The sequence below is a fragment of the Lentisphaera araneosa HTCC2155 genome, from assembly GCF_000170755.1.
In the GTDB taxonomy this organism is placed as follows: Bacteria; Verrucomicrobiota; Lentisphaeria; order Lentisphaerales; family Lentisphaeraceae; genus Lentisphaera; species Lentisphaera araneosa.
The window spans coordinates 189,339-210,656 of record NZ_ABCK01000008.1 but is presented as its reverse complement, the minus strand read 5'-3'; the positions used below and the strand labels follow the sequence as shown (position 1 = coordinate 210,656).

Below are 21,318 nucleotides of genomic sequence, written 5' to 3'. Positions count from 1 at the left end.
AATTACTGAATATCTTATACTTATGGCTTATTATATAAAAAATGTTAAACAAATGAACCAAGTTATGCAGGCTAAAGCTGCGGCGAAAATTGCCTGCGGCGCCTGTGTTCTGACGTGATCCATGAGGTCACAGCCCGTGCTCATAGAACTCAGCACCGTCGTATCGGATACAGGCGAGCATTGGTCACCAAAGACTGAACCATCCATCACACAGGCAAAACAAATCGTCATAAAGAACATGGCTGATTCCGCAGGAATAGCGCCACTATTGGCAATTGCCCACGCGAGCGGCATCGCTAAAGGAAAGACCACTGCATAAGTCCCCCAACTCGAGCCGGTTGAAAAAGCAATGATAATCGAAATGATAAAAAGGATAAATGGTAAAAGCATATAGGAAACGTCGCCACCAATGACTTCTACGAGATAAGTGCCCGCCCCTACTTCTTTGCTCACCGCTCCAGTGACAAAGGCCATGAGCAGCACAATGGAACCGCCGAGCACTCCCTTCATTCCTCCCACTGCCGCTTTAATTGTCTCTTGAATTTCCATGCCTTTCAAGACGGCCATAATAATGGAAAGCGCGAAAGCCAAACCAAATGCCAAAAGAATATCCGGTGAATCGTAAACGATATACGTCCCTATCGCGACTCCCAGTAAAGTGAAGAGAGGAAGTAAAAACTCACTGACATGGGGTTTATAATCCTGAGGCATATCCACACTATTGAATTCATCGACGCCCAAAGGTTCCGCATCAGGAGCATCGAGCTCACCCGTTTCACGTGAACGTTTCATGGCTGCTTTGAGTCGTTTTGAGGTAAACCAAGGCTTCTCAATGCTGAGCATAAAAGTTCCTAAAACGGCAAATATGGCATAAAAACAAAAGGGGACTGATTTAAAAAAGAAATCAATACGATCCAATTCCGTAGCTAAAAAAGCGACTCCAGGAACGTAGATGAAAGCTTGGACATAGCCTGGCCAAGCATTAAAAGCTAATTGCGAGGCAATGGGTGAGGAAGTCGAATCGACAATATAGGAAAGTTCTTCGTGGGAAATATTTTCTTTATCGGCCACTGGCTTAACTGAAGTTCCGACTAAGACCGAAGAAATGGTCCCACCTTGGAAAAAGACCACTCCCAGTCCCCATGCGACTAATTTGGCTGAACGCGGTCCTTTGACAAATTTTTCGGTCATGAAATTGGCGAACGCTAAAGATGCTCCCGTGCGTTGCCAAATACCTAAGAGTCCGCCAAGTAACCAAAGGTAAAGGACTAAAGTTTTTGCGGGGCTTTTTTGTGCGAGCATCGCAACTGTGTAATCAGGAAAATGGTAAGAGCCAATCATTATGGCACCACAGGCAGCGCCAACCGTTAAAGAAACGATGGGTTCACGAGTTAAAAAACAGAGTACAATCGCTGCCAAGGCGGGAAGTAAACTAAAAAAGTTAAAGTGATAAGCCTTTTTAAATTGGTAATAAAGACGCCCCTCTTCTTGGTCTTTGTACACAAACTGCTCTTCGGGCAAGCTAGTCGGATCGGCATCTTTTTTGGTAAAGCCACTCTCTGTCCAAGGCAAAGCTGAACTTAAGAAAACTTTTTTCTTCTTATAGGTATAGTAAGCTTGCTCGTTTTCATCAAGTTCATGTTGAAGCTTAATTTCTTGAATCGCTACGTTGGGCTTAGAGTTCTTACTAATCCCAAAAGCCAAGAGTAGGAAGGCGACTATAAAAATCGCTTCTAAAACTGTTTTTTTCTTCATAATCTCATCCTAATGGCTAATTTTAAATTCAAAGAATACACAAAAAAGCCTCGGTAGAACCGAGGCTGTTTTGATAATTGCTTAAGCTTTTGCGGAAGCCGCAAGTTTTTTGAGGGCTGCGATATCCTCAATAGTACTTAAATCGCCTTCAATATCACGACCAGCTGCAATCTCTTTCAAGACGCGACGCATGATTTTACCTGAGCGAGTTTTTGGCAGTGCATCGGCAAAGTGAATTTGATCGGGACGTGCAAAAGCACCGATTTCACTTGCGATATACTTTTTCAAAGCCGTCTTATCATCTTCGGTTTTTGTGAAACCAGTATTGGTGATGACGTAAGCCGCAATGCCTTCGCCTTTAATATTATGCTCAAAACCAACCACAGCTGCTTCGGCAACGCTTGGGTGAGCCACTAAGCAACTTTCGAGTTCCATAGTTGAGAGACGGTGACCGGAGACATTGATCACATCATCGATACGACCGAGAATTGTGATGTAACCATTTTCGTCTTTTACGGCGCCATCACCTGCGAGGTAATAACCCTGCTCAGCGAAACGACTCCAGTACATTTCTTTGAAACGCTCGAGGTCGCCCCAGATATTGGTCAACATTGAAGGCCATGGCTTACGAATCACAAGTAATCCACCTTTACCATCTGGAACTTCGTTGCCTTTTTCATCGACAATCGCTGCGTCGACACCAAAGAAAGGAGTTGTTGCACAACCCGGACGAGTCTTCGTTACACCAGGCATCGGAGTAATCATGACGCCACCGGTTTCAGTCTGCCACCAAGTGTCGACAATTGGACAACGTGACGCACCAATTTTCTCGTGATACCACATCCAAGCTTCTGGATTAATCGGTTCACCCACTGTACCGAGAAGACGCAGTGAAGAGATATCGTGCTTCTCTACGTGCTCGTCACCCCAGCTCATGAATGCGCGAATCGCTGTTGGTGCTGTGTAGAAAATAGAAACTTTATATTTTTCGATAACATCCCAGAAACGGTCGAGGTCAGGGAAGTTTGGTGCACCTTCGTACATGACGATTGAAGCACCATTAAGTAAAGGACCGTAAACGAGGTAACTGTGGCCAGTGATCCATCCCACATCGGCCGTACACCAGTACACGTCGGTATCTTTCATGTCGAAGATATACTTAGTCGTTGTGTAAGTTCCCACCATGTAACCAGCCGTTGAGTGCTGAACACCTTTAGGCTTACCAGTGGAACCAGAAGTGTAGAGAAGGAAAAGGGGATCCTGAGCTTTCATTGTCTCAGCTTCGAAAGCTGTTCCAGCTGCTGGGTAAACATCGTTCCAGTAAATATCGCGGCCTTCTTTCATCTCGTGATCAATTTCAGCACGCTGAACAACGATACAAGTTTTTACGATGTCCGTTTGGTTAATTGCGTCATCCACAATGTTTTTGAGGCCAAGTTTTTTACCACGGCGCCAGCCACCATCAGCAGTAATTACAACTTCAGATTCGGCATCTTTAACACGGTCTAAAATTGCACCTGAAGAGAAACCACCAAAAATCACCGAGTGAATCGCACCCACTCTCGCACAGGCAAGAACTGAGATCATGAGCTCAGGAACCATTGGCAAATAAATTGTTACACGGTCGCCTTTTTTAACGCCTTGTTCGCGCAACATGGCAGCAGCACGGCAAACGCGATCGTGAAGTTCTTCGTAAGTTAGTGTGAGGCTGTCGCCTGGCTCACCTTCCCAAATCAAAGCCGCTTTTGTGCGTCTTTCCGTTTCCAAGTGACGATCCAAGCAGTTCTCAGTAATATTGAGTTCGGCACCATCAAACCATTTAGCTACTGGCGCATCGTCCCAGTTGATAACTTGATCCCATTTCTTTTTCCAAGTGAATTCTTCGGCAATTCCGCCCCAAAATTTTTCTGGGCTACGAATTGATTCCATGTACATGGCGTCGTATTGACCTTTAGATTTGATGTGTGCTTGCTCGACGAATTCAAAAGTGGGCTCAAAAAGCCTATCCTCTTGCATAGTTACTTCGATATCGTTACTCATTTTATCCCTTCAATTTTGTAATTAAAATTTGACTAAAGAAGTGACTGAACTTGAATCCAGTACCTGTTTACCATTTAAAAATTCTAGTTCCACAAAAAATGCGAAGCCCGCAGTTTGGGCACCCATTTTTTCAACTAAGTCACCCGCGGCTCTAGCCGTTCCACCTGTTGCTAATACGTCGTCGATGATCAATACTCGATCACCCGCCTTAAAAGCATCAGTTTGAATTTCTAGAGTTGCTGTACCGTACTCTAGTTCATAGGATTGACTCACCACATCACCTGGAAGCTTGCCTGGCTTTCTAGCCATGACCATTCCTAAGTTAAGTTTTTGTGCTAAAGCCGCCGCAAAAATAAAGCCGCGCGAATCAATCCCAAGGAGATAATCTATCTCTTTGTCCTTGACGAGTTTCGCCATGGCTTCGATCACTGCAGTGAATTTTTGTGGATTAGCTAGTAATGGACTAATATCTTTAAATATGATTCCTGGACTTGGAAAGTCCGGGATATCCCTCAAACAGGAACTAAAGTCCTCACTCATTCTCTTACCTAAATTTATTTTATATTTTATTTTTAAGCAACGACACCACACAAAATTGCAAAAAAACATTCATAAAAGTAGGAAAAAAACTCCTAATGTAAAGCCATACTGCCTTGAAAAGGCGATGCTCGGAGGCAGTTTTTAAAGGATTTATCATTTTTTTAACTTTGGGGAACAGAAATGTCATATTCCTGTGAGCACTGCGGAAGGGTTTTTGAGACAAATTTGTCAAAAGGCGGGGGCATAGATTTCTGCTCTTTCTGTGACAAACTTAATATTGCAATTTTAGACGATGCACCAGACATCGTTTTCGGTGATTTCATCATCGACGAAGCCATTGGCGCTGGTGGCCATTCTATCGTTGTTAAAGCTAAGCATAAACCATCGGGTCTCGACTACGCCCTAAAGCTTTTTTTCACTAAATGTGAAGATGACAACAACGTTTCACAAGAGTTTTTACAAGAAGTCGAAACGGCATCGCAACTGGTTCACGAAAATATCGTACGTATTTTTGAAGGTGGTGTACATGAAAACATTATGTACATCGTCATGGAGCATGTTAGTGGCCTCAACCTTGGTGAGTACTTAGAACTCTACGTACAAATGGAACCGAAAGAAGCGGTAGCAGCAATGATTCATGCCTGTAACGCGCTCGATTACGTATGGTCCAATTTTCTAATGATCCACCGGGACGTCAAACCTCATAACATCATTGTAACCAAAGAAGGTGCAGTAAAACTTTGTGACTTTGGCTTAACGTCCAATCATGAAATGGCGGTACAAGAGAGTCGCAATATTTTGGGCACTCCCTTTTACCTCTCTCCTGAGATGATTCAAACTGACGTCTATCAAGATAATCGTTCAGATATTTACTCTCTGGGATGTACACTCTACCATTTAGTGGTAGGCCTACCTCCCTTTAACTACGGTGGCTTGCTAGAAGTGGTGAATGCTCGCATTGAGAATCCTCCACCAGACCCAAGAGGTGAATTCTCTGAATGTCCAGAAGCGCTAGCGCAAATTATTATGACGATGATGGCCACCGAAAGTGACGACCGCTATGCCACCGCTTTTGAAGTATCGCAAGACTTATTAAGATTTTTAAAAGATGAGGATCCTCTACTCGTAGATCCCAACAGAGAAAGAGCCAATCAATGAAAAGCACCAATAATCTAGTTTGGATGGATTTAGAAATGACGGGCCTCAACCCCGACAATGATAAAATCATCGAGATCGCCACCTTAGTTACAGATAGTGAACTCAATATTATCGCTAAGGGGCCTTGCCTGATCATTCATCAAAGCGACGAAGTAATGAATAATATGAATGATTGGTGCATAAAACACCACGGTGAATCAGGACTGACTCAAGCCGTAAAAGAGTCGACGGTCAGCCAAGAAGAAGCCTGCCGACAAACGCGAGATTTCATTTTAGAATTTTGCGAAAAAGGTCGTGCACCACTCTGCGGTAATTCAATTGGTCAGGACCGCATGTTTCTGACGAAGCATATGCCTGATATTATTGATGTGCTTCACTACAGGGTGGTGGATGTTTCAAGCATGAAAGAACTCTTTAATCGTTGGTATGGACAGAAGAAGTCATACTTCACAAAGAAGACCTCTCACCGAGCTCTAGACGACATCATTGAATCTATTGAAGAACTCAAGTTTTATCGTGAAAAGTTCCTCATACCCAAAGCTGATCTGTAGAACACAAACTTCTCCAAACCAAAAAAAGCCCATCGAACGACGGGCTTTTTTTAGTGCTTAGCGAAAACTTTACTGATGCGCCATTGCGTAATAAAGGCTCATTAATGCGTAAGCAGTTACGAGCTGACGGTTATTTTCTTGCCAGCGTTTTTCAGGGTTTGACCAACTTCCCTCTTCTGCTTGCATTGAAAGGAGTTTTTTACAAACATCTGTTCTCCAGTGGTGCTTGGCATTATTTTCACCTTCAACCACTTCAATTTCAGCTGCGTGTAAAGCTTTTGCAAAGGTGTGAATGTAGTAAAAGTGTCCTTGAAGTTTGAGGCCTGGATTTTCATCTAAAGTGTAGTTGCGTTTCACCCACTCCATTGCCGCTTTAATACGTGGATCATCTTTGCTTACTTTCGCATAAATCATCGATTTAACACCCGCGTAAGTCATACCTGCATAAGGGGCCATATCTGGACCTTCTGTTTTTGAACGATCCGGAGAATAACGGAAACCGCCATAGTTTCTTTCTTTCCACTCAATATTGAGCTCTTCATCATTCTCTTTTGATGATTGACAACGTTCGACAAATTCCAATGCTTTTGCCCAAGCTTCACGAGTGGCTTTTACATCTTCGGGACTCACACCCTCTTGATCAACCGATTCAGTGATGTAAAGCGCTTCAAGTGCGTATTGAGTATTGGATAAGTCAGACTTTGTCATATTAGAACCATAGCCAATGCCGCCCTCTTCTATACCTGTTTCTGGACCGAACTGACTCTTAACCAAGAAACGACGGCCTTTGCGAATTGCGTCACCATATTTTTTGCTATCAACAAAGTAAAAGGCCATCAAAGAAAGTGAGGTCGTATAATTTGGGTAAGCATGTTCACTGCGATCGTGAATTGAACCATCTGGATTAAGAAACTGACTTAAATATTTCGCACCTTTATCAATTTGCTCTTTGTATTGATCGCGCGAGGGAGACATGGCTAGAGTGGTTATCGAGAGTGCCGAGTACGCTGGCACACCACCGTATAAACCCCAAGAGCCATTTTCATTTTGTTGAGCGAGTAAGAAATTCTCACCCTTTTTCATGGATGCTTTCACTTCATATTTGAGTGAATTGTCAATGCCTGACTGAGCAAAAAGACTCACAGAGAGGAGTAAGCTTAAAAGAAGCTTTTTCATGATATCATTACCTTTAGTTTTTAATAAAAAGTGTCACTTATGTCAAATTTATCGATTTTACAGAAAAAACCCAGCGCTAACTGGGTTTTTTATCAAATCTTAATTCGCTAAAGTTTAATGGTGTGAGAAAATACGCTCAGGTGCGTGGAATAAAGCCACTCCTAATTCATTAGCGCGCTTAATCACGTCTGCATCCTTCAAAGATCCAGCTGGAGCAATAACTGCGGTAACACCAGCAGTTGCAGCAGTTTCAACACCGTCGGAAAAAGGGAAGAAACCATCACTGGACATCACTGAACCCTGAATATCTTCTTCACCTTCGTACTTGAGCTTAAATTTCGCAATGGCTTGCTCAATTGCACCCACGCGATCTTGTTCGCCCGTACCAACAGAAACTGTTGTGCCATTCTTCACAAGAACAACACCATTTGATCTAACGTTGATATTGAAGTACCAAGCAGCTAATAAATCTTTTTTCTCTTGCTCAGAAGCAGCAACTGTAGATTCTTGGAAACCACAAGCTTTATTTTCACCGCTAGCTGGCTTAAGGTCTGCTACACTTTTGAGAGAAGTTGTGAGAGGAGCTGCAACTACAACAGAACCGTCTGCTAAAGTTTTTAAAGTATTGTGACGCGCTTCTTCTTCACCTGTGTAACGAGGTAAATTCTTTAAATCACCGCACTGCAGAATGCGAATTGATTTATTCATTTTTACATCAGGATTGGTGAATACTGCCATCGCTTCTTCACTCACTGTAGGTGCGACAACACACTCAACAAAAGAAGACATGATTTCTCTAGCTGTCGCTTCATCAACTGTTGAATTAAATGCAATTGTACTCCCAAAAGCGGCACGAGGATCGGCATCGCGCGCTTGAATGTAAGCGTCATAGACGTTCGCTGCAGTTGCTGCGCCAGAAGGGTTAACATGCTTCATTACTGCACATGTAGGCTCATCAAAAAATTTAACGATATTCAAAGCATAGGAAATGTCTTCTAAGTTAGTCTGAGAAAGACCACTCTTACCATTCTTCAATACCTTGAGGTCGCCAATGGGACTCTCAAGACCAGCTGGTTTATAAAAAGCTGCTGTTTGGTGTGGATTAGTTCCGTAGCGGAGATCATCTACCTTAGTGTAGTCAGCACCACAAATGACGAGCTGGTCTTCGTATGAACCCTCATTGCGATTGAGGTACGCACTTCTGGATAAAGTCTTTTCAGACATGATTATTTTTCCTTATTTGATGTTTGTAAATATTTTTTCACGTTAAACTCTTCCGATAAAACCGCAAGTAACTCGGGACTCGTTTCGCTAAAAACAATCGTCAATTTATTGATGTAAAGGTTACGCTTAGATGGGTGTATCTCTTTAGTGAATTCTATGAATTTTTTAATTGAGTTTTGAATTAAGTGTGTAGAGTAATTTGCGCAAACGGCAATATACCATGATGAATTCGAATGATTATGAAGCCATTTACTAGCCTTAACTTGATCAAAATCTGACCACTTTTTCAAAAGCACCGAAACCAAACTATAATTGAGCAGGTCATGACTCTCGGCGAAATCTAAAAACTTAGAGGCATTCTCACCCTTGACTTGCCAGGCCAAATAATTAACCACCAATTTACTCATATTCGCATTTTCAATACCTCTAAAAAGCTTTAGGCTTTCTTGAGTGAAGGTATAATTAGGATGCATGAGCAACTCACTTGTATAAAGGTCTTTCAAGCTTTGATCTCTAATGCTACCTCGAGCAACTTTCACACCTTTCTTTTTGATTTGATGCTTAATAATTTCGAAAAACATATCATTAATAGTACTTAAGTAATCATCATAAATTCTTTTGGCAACAAGAAAAGAAGAGTTGAACAGCCCATCTATTATAGGTTTTTGTTTGATTTCACTCGGAAAGTTATCGACAAAGTACGCTGAGAGCTGAAGGTTTTTGGTCATACCCGATACCGCGTCATCTTGGCTATAAAAAATAAGCTCTCTCAACAAGTTTTTCGCAGTCTCACTTTTCAACCATTTAAAGGCATCATCAGGACGTCTTTTCGCATACTCTTTTAAAAGTAATGAGCGAGTATCACCTAACTCTCTTAATTCAACAACACTTAATTTTGACATTAAGTACGCAGGGTTTTTGTTAGCAATTTTAAGATAAGTAAGATTTTTAAAATTCTCTTTTTCTTTTGTCGAACGAATTTTATTTAAAAACTCTTGGTACTTCTGTCCTTTTTCACCTGCTAGACTGACCGCAATCCACCCATAGCACAAGTCTTTCTTGTAATTAGATAATGATTTCACCTTAGCTAAGATAAGGCGTTCTTTTTTAGGGAAGGTTTTGTGCATCAGAGTCTTTAAAAAAGCTCCACGTTGTTCGGGCTCTAGGCTATTAAAAATCCAATCAAGGTACTGATCCGGCTTATTTTCACAATGGAGTAAATAAACAAAACGAATTAGTTCGTCTTTATTTTTTATTTTGGAATTCGCCATCCATTCATAGGCTTTAGGGAAATCGTTTTTTCCCCAAGTCGAAAAAGTCAATAATACTAAGTTTTCATACTCGGGCAAAACCGCCAAATCTTCTAGATAGCTAACCGCCTGTTCAGGTCTTTTTTCTACCCAGACAAGATAGATACCTTCTAATGTGTAAGCTCGCCATTCTCTTTTCTTTAAACTTAATGCTAATTTGATACCATGATAGGGTGAAACATTACCTCGATCGACGATGGCGCGCAATAAACCCTCTTCCACAAAAGCTTGATCTTGGTTGGAAACTAACCACTCACCACACTCTTGTGGAGATAGCATCATCCACATAGGGATGAGTTCGCTAAAAACAACTGACTTACGTTCATTAGACTCAAGACTAAGTGCCCAAGCTACAGTCCCTGTAGGGTTTTCACGAAGCCATGATCTGAGAGCTAATTTAAAACCTGAAGTATTGGCCAAAAGCTCAGTTTCAGGCCATTCACCAATGGCCGGAATCGTTTCCGATTCATTGAGCTGAGGCTTTTTAATTGCCTCAGTGATTTGAGCTAACTTTTCAGGATTATATTTTGCTTTCGCTCTCGCTCCACGCCAACTCAAAATAGATACATAAACCGCCATGGCAGCACATAGAGCGATTAAAGCGCGGAGGATTAAGCGAATCATTTTTTAGCGTGATCTAATGATCCGGTCGGAAAGCTCCGCTAGTGCGGGCATCATATTGAGGAAACATTGCTGATACATTTCATCATCACCGCCAACGGGATCTTCAACTCCCAATTTACTATCGAGTAAAGTCAGTAATAGACGCGCTTTTTCTTTAGCTTCTGGAAAATCTTTTGTTAGCTCGTTGAGCTGAGCTTTCTCCATGCAAAAGATAGCTTCACAATCGCTCACCATCTCGGCTGTCACGCGGCGAGAAATATGGTTTTCAATAACAACGCCGAGGTTTGCCATTAGGGCAACGGCGAGCTGAGATGCTGGGGCACCTTCCTCTGCTTGAGTCCCTGCAGATACAGCTGCGACACCTGTGATTTTATTTTGAGTACAGAGGTGATTAAAAAAAGCGGCTGCCATAGGGCTACGGCAAGAGTTTGCATTGCAGACAAAAAGAATATTCATCATTTATCCTGTTTCTTAAATTTTATTAAATACAAAAAGTTAAAGTAATGCGAAAATAATTTTTCACCTCATTGAACAATGATAAAATGAGCTATTTATCTGCCCAGCCCCAACGCTTAGAAAACGGCCAAAAAACAGCAAAAGCTGTTCCCATTAAGTTCGCTCGTGGCACTGTCGCCCAAAAACGACTATCTAAACTATTATTACTATTATCCCCTAGCATGTAGTATTGATCTTCACCAATAGTAAAGATATCAGCATCATCGGTGAACTCCATTTTATAACCATCGCTAAATTCAGCTTTGATTAAATAAGGCATAAAACCATCAGCTTTATAGATTAAGGTGGCATCTTTTGTGGTCACTTTAATTGTGCCGTCTTCAAGATTTTCAAGAGGAGCGATTTTATTTTCAATGGCTGTACTATATGCATAGCGCTCATTCGGCGGCACTCGAATATAACCATTAAAGCCATCTTCCTTGCTCATTACATTGGCAAAACCCGGGTGGATTTCATCCATTTTTATAAACTGATCTTCACCTTGTTTACGCAAGTATAAGTCGCGATTCGAATCAATTTTTAAAGTATCGCCAGGCAGGCCAGCAAGACGCTTGATATAAAACTGCCCACCCAGACTTTCACCATTATATTTCGTAATATTTTTGGTCTCGAAAACGGCTATATCGCCCCTTTGCGGCTCTCGTAAATTGTAGACGTAGCGATTCACAAAAAGGTTGTCTCCCGTTTCCACGTAGCCGTTCATTTTAACATCTCCTGAACCGGCATACTTAGACTTGGACCACAACTCATAAGCCTCACTTAAATGAATCATCTGACCTGGGAAATTATTTTTCTCGCCATTATTAACGCGATAAAAAGTACGCGTGAACAGTTTTTTAATTAAAAAATTACGCCCATCGGGAAGTTGCTCAGTCATCCCAATCACTGGCACATCATCATTAAAATAAGAGCGACCAAAATAAATTGGGTAGAGGTAATTCTCACGGAATTTTTCGACTTTAGATTCATCCTCTAAATAAACATTGATCCCATGCAATGTTGGGCGCATGGAGTTTGTAGGAATCTTAAAAGGCTGAAGAATCACAGCACGAAAGGCGAAAGCAATAGCCACGACAACCACGAAACCTTCGATTCTGGCTCCCCAATCGGCATACTTTTTACGGGGAATTTTCTTATGCACAGTATCTAATTTTTCTTCAATCCTCTCAACATCCGCAGCCTTATCTTTGAGTGCAGCGTGAACTTCTTGGCGAAGATCGCGCAATTCTTGATTGAGTACCTCAGGATAAAGATCGTCATTCATGCGCGTTTCATGTTTCAGAAAACGCATAAATTCTTTGAGCTTTCGATGACGCTTAACTGCAGCAGTCAAAGGCACATGGGCCCAGACCGCCCAAAAAATAACGACGACTAAAAGAATATCAAAAAAAGAATCGCTCATTCTTACTCCGATGTGGACGCTTTAAGAACCTGCACAAAAGCTTCCTGCGGGATATTTACATTACCAATCTGCTTCATACGCTTCTTACCGGCTTTCTGCTTTTCTAGTAACTTACGTTTACGCGAGATATCACCGCCATAACATTTTGCCGTAACATTTTTGCGCATCGCACTAATGGTCTCACGAGCAACAATATTGCCACCCACATATGCTTGAATTGCAATCGCAAACATCTGACGTGGGACCACATCTTTTAGTCTCTCTGCAATTTTACGACCACGAGATTCTGCTGCATCACGATGAACAATCGAAGCAAAAGCATCAATCGGATCATCATTCACTTTCATCTCAAGTTTTACTAGAGGTGCTTGCTGATAACCATTCGGTGTGTAATTCATTGATCCATAACCCTTGGTCATCGACTTTAGTCGATCATTAAAATCAATAACGATTTCATGAAGCGGCAAACTTGCCGATAGCATAACATGTCGCTCGTCTACTGCAGTCGTATTTTCACAAAGCCCACGTTTCTCCATAATTAGACTCATAGCCGCACCGATATAATCATTAGGGATCATGATATTAGCTGCAATAACAGGCTCTTCGATATAGTCAATTGTTGATGGATCCGGTAAATAAACGGGGTTATCAACTTTCACCATCTCACCATTTTTTAGGTGGACGTGATAAATAACTGACGGATAAGTTGAAATAATATCCATATCATAGTGGCGACGTAAACGCTCCTGAATAATCTCCATATGAAGCAAACCTAAAAAGCCACAACGAAAACCAAAACCTAAGGCAGCTGACGACTCGGCCTGATACACAAATGAGGGGTCATTAAGCTGTAACTTACCCATACTCAATCGTAAAGTTTCGAAATCTGCACTATCTATTGGGTACACACCTGAATAAACCATGGGAAGAACTTCAGCAAAACCAGGCAGAGCCTCTTTCACGGGTTCCATCCTGGAGGTAATCGTATCACCAATTTTCGAATCTGCCGTATCTTTAATATTCCCAATCAAGTAACCCACTGAGCCTTCCGTAAGTACATCCAAAGCTTTCATTTTCGGAGTAAAAACACCCACTTCTTTAACTTCATATGACTTACCGGTAGAAAACATTGTAATTTGATCCTTGGCACGAACTTCACCAGAAAAAACACGTACGTAGTTGACCACACCGCGATAAGCATCGTAACTCGAGTCAACAATCAAACTAGCCAAAGATTTCTCTTCCACTTCTGGGGGGCATGGAATACGGTCAATAATTGCTTCAACAATCTCAGGAATGCCTTCACCTGATTTTGCCGAACAAAGCAAAGCTTCTTCAGCAGGTATGGCCAAAATCTCTTCGAGTTGCTCGTAGCACATGGCAAGGTCCGTTGCAGGCAAATCAATTTTATTCAACACAGGAACGATGGTCAAACCTTGCTTCATCGCTAAGCCAATATTTGCTACAGTTTGAGCCTGAACACCTTGAGTAGCGTCAATAATCAAAACCGCACCTTCACAAGCCGCCAAAGAACGACTCACTTCATAAGCAAAGTCAACATGCCCTGGGGTATCAATCAAGTTTAGCTCGTAAACTTCATCATTATTTGCTTTGTAAGACATCGTAACTGGGTGAGCCTTAATCGTAATACCACGCTCGCGCTCCAAGTCCATGTTATCTAGAAGCTGCTCTTCCATATCTCTTTCACTTACAGTATTCGTCATCTGTAAAAGGCGGTCAGCTAAAGTTGATTTACCGTGATCAATATGAGCGATTATACTAAAATTACGGATTTTATTTCTTTCCATATATAAATCTCTAAAGTTTTTTGTTTTGAATGCAACTTATCACAAAAACCATAAGGCATTCTTGTCTAAATTAATTCCTTGAGGATAATCGTTTTAACTATCAATTCAACACAAATAAAGATCAAACTCATTTATCATAAATTCTGAAATCAATTATGAGCTCAGCTATAAACAAATGACTTTTTTTCAAAACTCATTATATTGCACTACTTTTTATAATAAACCACAGGAATTATGCTCATGGACCCAGAAGACGCACTCATCGAAAAAATCCAAAACAACCTCAATAACAACGGCTTTCCCGAAAATGTGGTTGCCTTCCCCCTCAATAAGATTCAAGCCATCGTCGAAAAAGACCAACTCGAACTCGACATGATCTTATCCAGACTCTCGATGGCAGGGATCTATTCTCAGGAACAAAGTGATAAATTAATATTTTCTACAAGCCCAGACAGCTTCAGTAGCCAGGAGGAAAATTCACCAGAAGGCGGCGAAGCTCCTGCCAGTGATGGCCTTGGCGACCTTCTCAATGGCTTAGGCGACCTTCCCTTTGACCCAGCTTCTTTTGCGGGCAAATCCAAAGAGGATATCATGAGCATGGGTAAAGATATGATGGAAAAGATGTCTGAGACTGATAAAGCTGAGCTTTTCAAAAAATTTATGTCCATGCCAGCTGACCAAAAAGAAAAACTCATGGGCAAAGCAAAAGATTTTAACTTATTCTAAGTAAGAGTTTAAATAGACCTGACTCAGTAGTCGTCTAAAGAACGCCTACTGAGTTCCACCCACATAGCCGCCTCATCTTCCATTTGGTTCTTTTTACGAACCTCGATCCACGAATCTAAACTCGTGTGGGAACCATTATCTAAATAATCATTGAGTAACTCTTCCCAACCCTCACGAGGGTACCAATGGGATGACATAATATCGTACTCTAACAGAGCCTGAAGCTCTTTAGGAATTTTATCAATCGAAGTTTTATCTAAGTACTCACAGGACCCTAAGAGGCCCACAACTTCTCGGCGATTAATATGCTTTAAATCAGAGTACTGAGGTTTGAGGGGGAGTTCCTCACTAATCTCAGGAAACACAAAGCCGCCTGGCTCTGGCTGAGTTGAACCCTGATTAAGACCCGCATCTAAACGTGTATCAATTTCTTGCTCTAATAGCTTCTCTAATAAAGTAGAAACATCTTCTGAATCCTCCAAGAGAGGCAAGACTCGTTTAAGTACGTCTTGAGAAATCGGTATCTGAATATCTTTTTTTCTCAAAGACAAGAACTACTGCTTCAAGCCAATTTTGCTACCAGGGTAGGCATTGAGATATAGATAAACCATAATGCGATACTCATCTCGACTTTCCTCAAAGCGAACTGCTCCCGTCCAAGCATGTAAACGACGTTGCCATTCAACCATATAACGAATAAATTCATTTTCCTTTGGATCATAACTTGCTCTAAACGAAAGGAAATTATTAAACCACAAACGATAACGCACACCCGCAGTCAAAGTCTGCTTTTCTTCATAATACCTAGAAAATGATGAGGAAAAAACAGAGCTATACATCGTTGATGCATTCGAATATAGACTATCACTTTCAAATTCATTTCTATAAAGGTAATTTAAAGTATATTGAAGCTTATCAGGATCACCAACCATTGCAGTCAATGAAAAAATATTCACATCATTTTCTTCTAAATCAACAATAATATCCGATTCGAAAGATAAGTTATCACGGGGATCAAAAGTCACATTTGTACCAAAGTCACCTACACCTTCACGTGCATTATCTTCATCACTCGGCAAATGAAAGTCAACCCAAGTATTTAGAGTTACTAAATTATGTATTTGGCCATTCCTTCTCGTTTGAAAACGGTTCTTCACACCCGTACGCACCCAGTGCTGTTCCGCAATCCGATCAGTCTCATCAAAGTAATAGAGGTGCTCTCTATCTTCAGAGACATAAGGAATATAGTTATGGTTCATATAGGGCTCTATCACATGACGCAAACCATTGACATTCATCCATTCATTTTGAACATCAAGATTGGTTTTATAGGCTTTAAAACTTAATTCATAGCCGATCTCAGCAACTAATCTCAAAGCATCATCACCTTCATCATCATAATTATTGGCGGCATAGCCCGGTGGGTTATAAGGATCATTCGCCCCAATTAAACGAGACAGGTCTTCATCACTTACTTCACCATCGCTTGTATCAGAGTAATAAGTTAAGCGTATAGCTGCCCTCGGAGTAAAATTCAACCAGTTATTAATTTTGGTGTTATAATGAAGTGCATGCAAACTATCAAATCTTGCCGACTCGTAATCTTCCAAGTCCGATAAATCATCATCAAAGTCGCGCCACTTAGCCTTATACGAGCCAAACTTATTTTCATTAGTGTAATAAAAATCACTATTGCCAATACGATAACTGGGTAAATCATAACGCACTTCAGGAAGACGTTCAATAGTTGAGTCAAAATCATTAAGACGAGCGTTAGCACCGAGTGATAATGAATAGTTATCACTTAAATATTCTAAATCAAAATAATTAATCGACGAATCAAATTGTTTATCAAATGAACTACCGCCCTCGACATAATCTTCTTTATATTCAATATCAGATACTAAGTCAAGTTTCATACGCAATGTAAGCTTATCCATCACATCCCAACGATGAAAAATATCAACATTATACCTATCACTGGGCTCGTCGAATCTTCCCAAATCATCTTTATCTACATCACCCTCAGGTATGTAGTAGAACAAAGATTTAAATTCGTGATTGGGCCCTTTACTCTCTGAACCTACACCAAACGCAAAACCATCTTCTTTACGATAATCTATCATCGGAGTTACCGTTGTATTAGGCGCTACTTTGATTTTACGACTGACAAGTAAAAAAGCGCCCCAGTCAGAACTATAACCCGGCACAATTTTAAATTGTCCATCATTACCTTCTAAATGACTGGTAAAATAAGGAAGGTAGAAAATCGGAACATCCGCAACGTAGGTGGTGATATCTTCTGCATCATAGGAGCCATCTTCATTATAGACAACTTTTCCAGCCTTCCAATAATAATGCTCTTCGTGACCCAAATGCCCTAAGTCACATGTTGTGAATTTAACGTTGTAGCCGGTAATTGTTTTATCTTCTTTGCTCTCCACCTTATCACCGAGCAAATACCAAGGCCCTGTTCTCCCATCGTATTCACCAAGGTTGATGACGCGAGTCTTAATATTACCTGTAACGAGCTCGGCTTTAATTTCATCACCAGCCTCCAAGCCAGTAATAACAACATTGCCTTTCGCCTCAAAATCAAAAGTTTCTGTATTGATCTGAGCATAGTTACAAGTTATTAAACCCTTTCCAGTACTCAGTCGAACATTATTTTTTAAGATAAATAACTTTGTGTTTTGCTGAAATTCAGAAGAGTCCGCATTGACTTGCGATCCTTTAAAATTGAAAAGTCCCTGAGCAACTAATTCGCTCGGAGTGAAAAAAATTATACTAATACAAACTGTAAGCCAGCTATAAAATCGTTTCATTAAACAGTCCCTAATTATACTAAGCTAACAAGATACTCGCAAAGCAGTTCCTGTCTAACCAAGGGAGTCGCTTTCCGACTCCCATTAATCACTTTTTAAGAGGCTTAAAGCAAGCCTTTGTAAGCTTCCACAGTTTTTTCTGCAATTGAAGTCCAACTAAATTCCTCAACTGCACGCTTTCTACCTGCCTGCGCCATACGATCACGGAGTCCAGGATCTGCAATCAAGCGATTCACTTCTTCTGCCAAATCATCCGAAAAGTTTTGTGGATTAACAGGCTCATAGGGTGCAACATCAAGCTGATGCACTGGAACTAAAAACCCCGTTTCATGATGAACGACAACTTCCTTGATCCCGCCAACAGCACTCGCTACAACCGCCGTTTCACAAGACATGGCTTCTAAATTAATAATGCCAAAAGGCTCATAAATTGAAGGACAGCAAAAGATATCTGCGTGCGAGTAAAGTTTGATAATAGATTGTTTGTCAAGCATTTCAGAAATCCAAATCACACCTTCGCGATTTTCGCTAACGCGATCAACCGCTTCTTTCATTTCTTGCTCAATCTCAGGTGTATCAGGTGCACCAGCTGCCAATACAATTTGAGCGGAAGGATCAATTTTTGGGATTGAATTTACCAAGTGGATAATCCCCTTTTGACGGGTAATCCTCCCCACAAACAAAACGATGGGACGATCGGGATCAATACCGTACGAGCGCATGAGCTCTGGATCGAGTGTCTTACTGTATTCTTCTGTATCTATACCATTGTAGATGATCTGAACTTTCTCTTCATCCACATTAAAGTGTTTCATCACGTCATCTTTCGTATCTTTAGATACAGCAATAACTAAATCTGCTGATTCAATTGCCGTTTTCTCTACCCATGAAGAAACATCATAGCCTCGTCCCAGTTGCTCGGATTTCCAAGGTCTAAGTGGTTCCAAACTATGAGTGGTAACGACTAATTTTGAGCCGTACAATTTTTGACATAAAAGACCTGCAAAATGAGTATACCAAGTATGACAATGTACTACCTCTGCATCACTCGGGTCCATCGCAAAAGATTGACAATGATTTAAAGTATTAAATAAGCCTTTAAATTTAGCTTCACCATTTTCAGGAAAATTAAGCTCTGGAGAATGCCCCTTAACAGTAATATTCTCTCCCTCGACTTCTTGATCACCAAAACAACGAACTTCCGTGGATATCAACTTGGACAATTCACGACTCAAGTATTCGATATGTACGCCTGCTCCACCATAAACATTTGGTGGAAACTCATTTGTTAACAAAAGGCTTTTCATTCCTATTCCTTATAATAATTTATCAATCACTTTCGAAATTTCACTCGATCCCCATCCGCGGCCAGCTAAATAACGGTAAAGTTTTTGACGTTTTTTAAATTTATCATTTTCTCGATGCAAAGATTTTAACTTCTTTTGCGCTAAACGCAACAGTTCATTCAATGGCTCCTGTTCAGATAGCGTGAATTCTTGAATAATTTCGCGTACTAAATTCGATTCCAAGCCGCGCTGACGCATTTTCAGACTGACAACACGAGGGCCAAAGCCCTTCTTGGCTAACTCTTTGCAATAGAGTTCTGCAAAACGCCGATCATCTAAATAGCCGTAGGATTCCATTTCTTCGAGAACTTGTTCAATAAGCCTCATACTAAATTCTTGTTTATCGCGAAGCTTTTTCTTGAGTTCACCTCGGCTATGTAAACGACGAAAGAGAAGGTCAGAGGCTTTTTTTCTGCATTGGCTGAGGAGTTTTTCTCCAAAAAATTCTTGGTAAAGTTCATCAGGAATTTCTGCACCTGTTTCAAGTTGATGACTCTTGTACTGAAAAGGATCGACAATAAATTTCTCTTTATTTTCAAGGCTTAATTCAATACGCCCATCTTCGAGAAATTTTTGTTTTACCACTTTTCTTTCAGCCAAGCTGCAACCCCACATTATCAATTAAGCGCGCTGGGCCAAAAACTGCGGCAAGTAATATACGGATTTCTCCATTTTGGCTAAAGTCATCTAATGCTTTCAGAGTGTCTGCCGCAACAAACTCAATGTAATCAACTTTGCCATGAGCAGACTGAATCATATTAGTCAGTTCATTTTCTAAGGAGGCAAGATCTACTGACCGGTCTTCTTGAATTTTCTCTAGGGCAAAATTAAGTGCTTTTGATAAACTTAGCGCATTTTGACGTTCTTGATCATTGAGGTAACGATTGCGTGACGACATGGCCAAACCATCTTTTTCTCGAATCAAAGGCGCGCCAATAATCTCTACTGGGAAATTGAGATCTCGAACCATGCGACGAATAACTGCGAGTTGTTGAAAATCTTTTTCCCCAAACACGGCACAATCAGGAAGAACCGCTAAGAACAACTTAGTTACAATAGTGGTTACGCCTTTGAAGTGACCGGGGCGTTTAGCACCACACAACCCTAAACCGACTTCTGTTTCATCAACCCAAGTCGAACTACCTCTAGGGTACATTTCAGCCGCTGAGGGCGTAAACACGGCATCTGCTCCCTCTAGATCACACAAATGCATATCTTCTTTTAAGGGGCGTGGATAAGCACCTAAATCTTCGCCCTCTCCAAACTGAGTGGGATTCACAAAGATTGTCACAATGACTTTTTGGGCATGCTTTTTTGCCACTCGTATCAATGACAAGTGACCTTCATGAAGCGCACCCATGGTGGGAACAACCGCTACTTTATCACCGTTAAAATGCCAAAGCTTAGAAAGCTCCTGCATTTGAGCAATCGTTTTGATTTGTTGCATTAATACCAATTCTCGTTAGAAGGGAAAGAACTTGACTTCACATCGTCTTTGTATTGCCCAAAGGCTCCTTCAATTTGCTCTGCCAAATTTAAATACTTCCTTGCGTGCCTTGGAGTGAAACGTGGATCTAAACCCAAAACATCGTGCATAACTTGAACCTGACCATCACATGCAAGGCCTGAGCCGATTCCAATAATCGGTATATCTAAAGCTGAAACGATGCGCTGCGCTGCGTCATCCTTCACACATTCCATCACAATCGCAAAAGCACCCGCTTCTTGAAGTGCCAAAGCATCTTTGAGCAATTGCTCTTCGTCTTCTTTTGATCGGCCGCGAACTTTATAACCGCCCTTAACTAGGACTGCTTGCGGAAGCAAGCCAATGTGCCCCATAACCGGAACGCCACCTTGAACCATAAGCTTCACTAATTCCGCAACTTCTTCTCCGCCTTCGATCTTTACCGAACTCGCTAAACTTTCTTGCATAAAACGGCTAGCGTTTTTTAAAGCCTCGTGACTTGATCCATGATAAGACATAAAAGGCATATCCGCTACAACGAGAGCTTTTTCTGAACCTCTGACCACAGCCGCACTATGGCGCAAACAATCTTCTAGGCTAACTGGTACAGTTGTTTCATGCCCTAAGACGGTCATTCCAAGTGAGTCGCCCACTAATAATAAATCGACTCCCGCACGATCCGCTAACAAAGCCGAAGTCGAATCATAGGCAGTTACACAAGCAATCTTTTCACCACTTTTGTAGAGCTTCCAGATATCGCTGACGGTATTTCTCATCATTCTTTTTCCAAAATTTTTTACGGCTCTTAGGCTAATTCACGTGACCTATTTTTCAAGTTAATTTCCCTAGCCT

Annotated in this window: 18 protein-coding genes; 3 read left to right on the top strand and 15 right to left on the bottom strand. The window is 41.2% G+C overall.

Annotated elements, in window-relative coordinates:
* Positions 1 to 30: 30 nt before the first annotated feature.
* From LNTAR_RS10585 to LNTAR_RS10575, 3 genes are all read right to left on the bottom strand, one after another.
* Positions 31 to 1,755, bottom strand: a complete 1,725-nt coding sequence (locus LNTAR_RS10585) for a Na+/H+ antiporter NhaC family protein (protein ID WP_007278693.1) — start codon at positions 1,753 to 1,755, stop codon at positions 31 to 33.
* An 81-nt stretch (positions 1,756 to 1,836) separates the two neighbouring features.
* The gene (acs, locus tag LNTAR_RS10580; RefSeq protein WP_007278692.1) at positions 1,837 to 3,795 is read right to left on the bottom strand and encodes an acetate--CoA ligase; all 1,959 of its coding nucleotides are present in this window, start codon (positions 3,793 to 3,795) and stop codon (positions 1,837 to 1,839) included.
* A 21-nt stretch (positions 3,796 to 3,816) separates the two neighbouring features.
* Entirely contained in the window at positions 3,817 to 4,335 is a 519-nt protein-coding gene (locus tag LNTAR_RS10575) for an adenine phosphoribosyltransferase (RefSeq protein WP_040914673.1), read from the bottom strand.
* A 180-nt stretch (positions 4,336 to 4,515) separates the two neighbouring features.
* Between LNTAR_RS10575 and LNTAR_RS10570 the strand changes: the two genes are divergently transcribed.
* Both LNTAR_RS10570 and orn read left to right on the top strand, forming a co-directional pair.
* Entirely contained in the window at positions 4,516 to 5,493 is a 978-nt protein-coding gene (locus tag LNTAR_RS10570; RefSeq protein WP_007278690.1) for a serine/threonine protein kinase, read from the top strand.
* The gene (gene orn, locus LNTAR_RS10565) at positions 5,490 to 6,044 is read left to right on the top strand and encodes an oligoribonuclease (RefSeq protein ID WP_007278689.1); all 555 of its coding nucleotides are present in this window, start codon (positions 5,490 to 5,492) and stop codon (positions 6,042 to 6,044) included. The genes LNTAR_RS10570 and orn overlap by 4 nt, the downstream gene beginning before the upstream one ends.
* Before the next feature lie 69 nt (positions 6,045 to 6,113).
* Here the strand turns inward: orn and LNTAR_RS10560 are convergent, their stop codons facing one another.
* The 6 genes from LNTAR_RS10560 to lepA form a co-directional block, all read right to left on the bottom strand.
* On the bottom strand, positions 6,114 to 7,220 hold the full coding sequence (locus tag LNTAR_RS10560) for a prenyltransferase/squalene oxidase repeat-containing protein (RefSeq protein ID WP_007278688.1): 1,107 nt from the start codon (positions 7,218 to 7,220) through the stop codon (positions 6,114 to 6,116).
* A gap of 114 nt (positions 7,221 to 7,334) precedes the next feature.
* Positions 7,335 to 8,444, bottom strand: a complete 1,110-nt coding sequence (locus LNTAR_RS10555; RefSeq protein WP_007278687.1) for an IMP cyclohydrolase — start codon at positions 8,442 to 8,444, stop codon at positions 7,335 to 7,337.
* A 2-nt stretch (positions 8,445 to 8,446) separates the two neighbouring features.
* The gene (locus tag LNTAR_RS10550; protein WP_007278686.1) at positions 8,447 to 10,378 is read right to left on the bottom strand and encodes a hypothetical protein; all 1,932 of its coding nucleotides are present in this window, start codon (positions 10,376 to 10,378) and stop codon (positions 8,447 to 8,449) included.
* Positions 10,379 to 10,381: 3 nt separating this feature from the next.
* Positions 10,382 to 10,837, bottom strand: a complete 456-nt coding sequence (locus tag LNTAR_RS10545) for an arsenate reductase/protein-tyrosine-phosphatase family protein (RefSeq protein WP_007278685.1) — start codon at positions 10,835 to 10,837, stop codon at positions 10,382 to 10,384.
* 88 nt (positions 10,838 to 10,925) lie between these two features.
* Positions 10,926 to 12,296 carry a S26 family signal peptidase gene (locus LNTAR_RS10540; protein ID WP_007278684.1) on the bottom strand — a complete coding sequence of 457 codons (1,371 nt, stop codon included), beginning with the start codon at positions 12,294 to 12,296 and terminating at the stop codon, positions 10,926 to 10,928.
* 2 nt (positions 12,297 to 12,298) lie between these two features.
* On the bottom strand, positions 12,299 to 14,104 hold the full coding sequence (lepA, locus tag LNTAR_RS10535) for a translation elongation factor 4 (protein WP_007278683.1): 1,806 nt from the start codon (positions 14,102 to 14,104) through the stop codon (positions 12,299 to 12,301).
* A 240-nt stretch (positions 14,105 to 14,344) separates the two neighbouring features.
* Here lepA and LNTAR_RS10530 point away from each other — a divergent pair, with 240 nt between their 5' ends.
* A complete protein-coding gene (locus tag LNTAR_RS10530; protein ID WP_007278682.1) occupies positions 14,345 to 14,830 on the top strand; it encodes a hypothetical protein in 486 nt (161 codons plus the stop codon).
* Positions 14,831 to 14,853: 23 nt separating this feature from the next.
* Here the strand turns inward: LNTAR_RS10530 and LNTAR_RS10525 are convergent, their stop codons facing one another.
* The 6 genes from LNTAR_RS10525 to panB all read right to left on the bottom strand — a co-directional run bounded on the left by LNTAR_RS10525 (position 14,854) and on the right by panB (position 21,245).
* Positions 14,854 to 15,375 carry a hypothetical protein gene (locus LNTAR_RS10525; protein WP_162026385.1) on the bottom strand — a complete coding sequence of 174 codons (522 nt, stop codon included), beginning with the start codon at positions 15,373 to 15,375 and terminating at the stop codon, positions 14,854 to 14,856.
* 9 nt (positions 15,376 to 15,384) lie between these two features.
* Entirely contained in the window at positions 15,385 to 17,655 is a 2,271-nt protein-coding gene (locus tag LNTAR_RS10520; RefSeq protein ID WP_007278680.1) for an LPS-assembly protein LptD, read from the bottom strand.
* 104 nt (positions 17,656 to 17,759) lie between these two features.
* On the bottom strand, positions 17,760 to 18,962 hold the full coding sequence (gene glgA / locus LNTAR_RS10515; protein ID WP_007278679.1) for a glycogen synthase: 1,203 nt from the start codon (positions 18,960 to 18,962) through the stop codon (positions 17,760 to 17,762).
* A gap of 9 nt (positions 18,963 to 18,971) precedes the next feature.
* A complete protein-coding gene (locus tag LNTAR_RS10510) occupies positions 18,972 to 19,601 on the bottom strand; it encodes a regulatory protein RecX (protein WP_007278678.1) in 630 nt (209 codons plus the stop codon).
* A complete protein-coding gene (gene panC / locus LNTAR_RS10505; RefSeq protein ID WP_007278677.1) occupies positions 19,594 to 20,448 on the bottom strand; it encodes a pantoate--beta-alanine ligase in 855 nt (284 codons plus the stop codon). The genes LNTAR_RS10510 and panC overlap by 8 nt, the downstream gene beginning before the upstream one ends.
* Entirely contained in the window at positions 20,448 to 21,245 is a 798-nt protein-coding gene (gene panB, locus LNTAR_RS10500) for a 3-methyl-2-oxobutanoate hydroxymethyltransferase (RefSeq protein WP_040914670.1), read from the bottom strand. The genes panC and panB overlap by 1 nt, the downstream gene beginning before the upstream one ends.
* Positions 21,246 to 21,318 lie beyond the last annotated feature (73 nt).

Bases quoted from the DNA above. Each gene is read 5' to 3' on its own strand.
- LNTAR_RS10585 (WP_007278693.1), bottom strand. From the start codon at position 1,755: ATGAAGAAAAAAACAGTTTTAGAAGCGATTTTTATAGTCGCCTTCCTA.
- acs (WP_007278692.1), bottom strand. From the start codon at position 3,795: ATGAGTAACGATATCGAAGTAACTATGCAAGAGGATAGGCTTTTTGAG.
- LNTAR_RS10575 (WP_040914673.1), bottom strand. From the start codon at position 4,335: ATGAGTGAGGACTTTAGTTCCTGTTTGAGGGATATCCCGGACTTTCCA.
- LNTAR_RS10570 (WP_007278690.1), top strand. From the start codon at position 4,516: ATGTCATATTCCTGTGAGCACTGCGGAAGGGTTTTTGAGACAAATTTG.
- orn (WP_007278689.1), top strand. From the start codon at position 5,490: ATGAAAAGCACCAATAATCTAGTTTGGATGGATTTAGAAATGACGGGC.
- LNTAR_RS10560 (WP_007278688.1), bottom strand. From the start codon at position 7,220: ATGAAAAAGCTTCTTTTAAGCTTACTCCTCTCTGTGAGTCTTTTTGCT.
- LNTAR_RS10555 (WP_007278687.1), bottom strand. From the start codon at position 8,444: ATGTCTGAAAAGACTTTATCCAGAAGTGCGTACCTCAATCGCAATGAG.
- LNTAR_RS10550 (WP_007278686.1), bottom strand. From the start codon at position 10,378: ATGATTCGCTTAATCCTCCGCGCTTTAATCGCTCTATGTGCTGCCATG.
- LNTAR_RS10545 (WP_007278685.1), bottom strand. From the start codon at position 10,837: ATGATGAATATTCTTTTTGTCTGCAATGCAAACTCTTGCCGTAGCCCT.
- LNTAR_RS10540 (WP_007278684.1), bottom strand. From the start codon at position 12,296: ATGAGCGATTCTTTTTTTGATATTCTTTTAGTCGTCGTTATTTTTTGG.
- lepA (WP_007278683.1), bottom strand. From the start codon at position 14,104: ATGGAAAGAAATAAAATCCGTAATTTTAGTATAATCGCTCATATTGAT.
- LNTAR_RS10530 (WP_007278682.1), top strand. From the start codon at position 14,345: ATGGACCCAGAAGACGCACTCATCGAAAAAATCCAAAACAACCTCAAT.
- LNTAR_RS10520 (WP_007278680.1), bottom strand. From the start codon at position 17,655: ATGAAACGATTTTATAGCTGGCTTACAGTTTGTATTAGTATAATTTTT.
- glgA (WP_007278679.1), bottom strand. From the start codon at position 18,962: ATGAAAAGCCTTTTGTTAACAAATGAGTTTCCACCAAATGTTTATGGT.
- panC (WP_007278677.1), bottom strand. From the start codon at position 20,448: ATGCAACAAATCAAAACGATTGCTCAAATGCAGGAGCTTTCTAAGCTT.
- panB (WP_040914670.1), bottom strand. From the start codon at position 21,245: ATGATGAGAAATACCGTCAGCGATATCTGGAAGCTCTACAAAAGTGGT.